This window comes from Bradyrhizobium sp. P2_E8 (assembly GCF_056403875.1).
In genome coordinates, this window is the sequence record NZ_JBFUES010000969.1 from 1 (window position 1) to 2762 (window position 2762).

2 protein-coding genes and 1 pseudogene are annotated in these 2762 nt (G+C 63.5%); all 3 read right to left on the reverse strand.

Features of this window, described 5'->3' with window-relative positions:
- Nucleotides 1–485: ATP-binding cassette domain-containing protein (locus AC1D00_RS35105; protein ID WP_477013835.1), on the reverse strand; the 485-nt coding region annotated here is incomplete at its 3' end.
- Complete coding sequence (locus tag AC1D00_RS35110) at nt 482–2404, reverse strand: ABC transporter permease subunit (protein ID WP_477013836.1); 1923 nt, start codon at nt 2402–2404, stop codon at nt 482–484. The genes AC1D00_RS35105 and AC1D00_RS35110, both read right to left, overlap by 4 nt.
- 131 nt (nt 2405–2535) lie before the next feature.
- Nucleotides 2536–2762, reverse strand: a pseudogene (locus AC1D00_RS35115) (ABC transporter substrate-binding protein); the annotation flags it as partial.

Below are 2762 nucleotides of genomic sequence, written 5' to 3' on the forward strand. Positions count from 1 at the left end.
GCTCCGGGTTCATCCATCATGATGATCTTCGGGGCGCCGACGATGCATCGCGCGATTTCGACCATCCGCCGGTCGCTTGTCGCGAGGGCTCCCCCCATCAGATGGGCCCGATCCGAGAGACCGGTATAGCGCAGAGCCGCATTGATGACGTCGTTGCGGCTGCTCGTCCCGTAGGGAACATGATCGAGCATCCCCGCGATATTGTCTCGCACCGAGAGATTGAGCACCACCTGCTCGGTCTGGAAGGTTCGACGGATCCCGAATGCTGACCGCCGATGCGTCGCAAGACGCCCGATGTCCTGCCCGTCGATCCTGACGGACCCGGCGGTTGGCGTGATGAAGCCGCTGAGCACGTTAAGCAACGTCGTCTTGCCCGCGCCATTGGGACCGACCAATCCTGTTACCGCTGCATCGAGCGATGCCGTCAGCGCATTCAACGCTGTCACCCCGCCGAACCTGACCCCCAGGCCGTCGATCTCGATCATACTGCCTTCTCCCGTCGCACCTGTCTGGCAAACACCTTGATGCGCCCGACGGTATCAAGGATCTGGCCCGCAACGCCGCCCGGGGCGGTAATCAACGCATGCAACAGGCCCGCTCCAAAGACGATCGTCGCGATATTGCCGTCGATGTGCCAATCGTTGAGGAGTCCGGGAACAGCGCGCAGCAGCAGGCCCGCCAGAATCGGCCCCAGCCAGCTATAGGCGCCGCCGATAAGGGTCACCGCGAAGAGCAACACAGATTCGCTCGCCGGAAACGAGGTCAGGTCGAGCGTGCCGATGAGACCCGCGAGCAGCCCGCCGCAGATCCCCGCAAGGAAGCCGGCGAGCGCGAAGGCCCATATCTTGTAGGCGACGATATTGACGCTCGCCGACAGGGCGCAAGCTTCGCTGCGACGTATCATCGCCCAGGCGCGCCCGGCTCGCGAGCGCTGATGCCAGAGGACGAAGAGATAGCCGATGACGAGCGCTCCCAGGCAATAGCGAAAATAGGCGGCGTCCGTCGTTGCCAGCCCGGGGCGGTCCATATACTGGCGCGGCCCATTATAGATCTTGCCAATGAAGCCGGCTCCACCGTCGGGGAAATCGATGGCGGTGATCACCACCTGGAAACCACCCGCGATCATCAAAGTGACCAGCGCAAGATACAGACCGCGCATGCGCAGTGCCGGCAGCCCGAAGATCAGACCCAGCAGAGCGGCGCCGACACCACCGCACAGCAACGACATTTCGAAGGGCCAATGGATTGCATGCCAGGAACGCAACGCAACCCAACCGCCGACGCCGACCAAGGCGAACTGGCACAAGGAAACCATGCCCAACTGCGCATAGATAATTGCGGTGGCAAGCGAGCCGAGCGCCAGGATAGCGGAGGCGGTCAGCACACGCAGCCAGTATGAACTGGCGATTTCGGGCACCGCCAGCGCCACCACCAGCGCAGTGGCAACTCCGGCAGCGACTCCGACCAACGCGCGGTGGCGCTGGCTCCYCGCGGGCGCGCCCGAGCACACATCGTCTGCTCCCAGTCCAGCCCCGCCGCTGATCAGTGGATGCCCATGGCGCTGCAGGAAAGCCAGCGCGACGATGGCAAAGACGAAGGGCGTCAATGTGCGGTAGGGCGCGACGGACGGAAATGGCGTGCCGATCGCTTCGATCACACCGATTGCCAAGCCGCCCGCAACCGCGATACCCAGCGATTGCACACGGCCGGCAATTGCGGCGGCGATCACCGGAATAACCATGAATGTCAGGAACAGGGGCTGCATCCGCGCAAGGTTGGCGAGCAGGATGCCGCTGACACCGGCAATCAGTCCCGACATCGCCCACGCCCAGGAATCGACCGTCAGGACGGGCACGCCGAGCATCGCACTGATGTCCCGGCGGTTGGCAAGCGCGCGCATCGCCAGCCCCATCCGCGTCCATCCCAGAAAGAAGATCGTGCCGACCGTAACAAGACATGTGAGCCCTAGCGCGATCAGGCGCGTGTAGGTTACCCGCACATCCAGGATGCGCACGCCCAGACTGTCGGTCGGAAGACGTAGAACACGGCCGTATTCGCCCCAGAAGAAATCCATGACCCCGAGCAGCACGAGCGCCAGGCCAAGCGTAGCCACCGCTCGAACCACTGGATCGCTATGAGCTACACGCGGAGCAAGGAGCCGGCCATAGGCCAGCGAGACCGCCATAGCTGCGATCACGCCCGCGATCCACCCGATCCAGGGAGGGCCACCTGAGTTTCCGATCTGCCAGGCGATGATCGCCGAGAGCGCACCGATCGCGCCCTGCGCAAGGTTGACGACACCAGAAGCCCGGAAGAGGATTACGATTGCGACTGCCGAGAGCGCATATACCGCGCCGGTGGCGAGCCCGGAAACGACGAAAGGACCAAGGTTTGGCACGATCATTCACTCGATTGATTTGAGGCGCATGCGCTCAGCGGAGCGTCCGGTCGTGGACAATCGGCTCTGCCGCCGATGACCAAGGGCGTGAATTGTCGCCCCTGGTCCGTTTTCCGACGCGGCCCACACCGGCTCGCCTATTTGCGAATACCCAGCTCTTTCTCCGTCGCCAGGACGTCTGCCAGATCGGGATCATCCACCCCGAAGCAGGACTGCTGGGTCACCCATTTCTCGCCCGACGTCACGGCCACTGACCCGGCATGGTTGGGATTATGCCGATTGCCCGGCCCAAAATACCACGGGCCGCACGCGATGTCGGATTGAAGGCCTGACTTCATACCGCGGAGGGCGGCCGTAACAGATG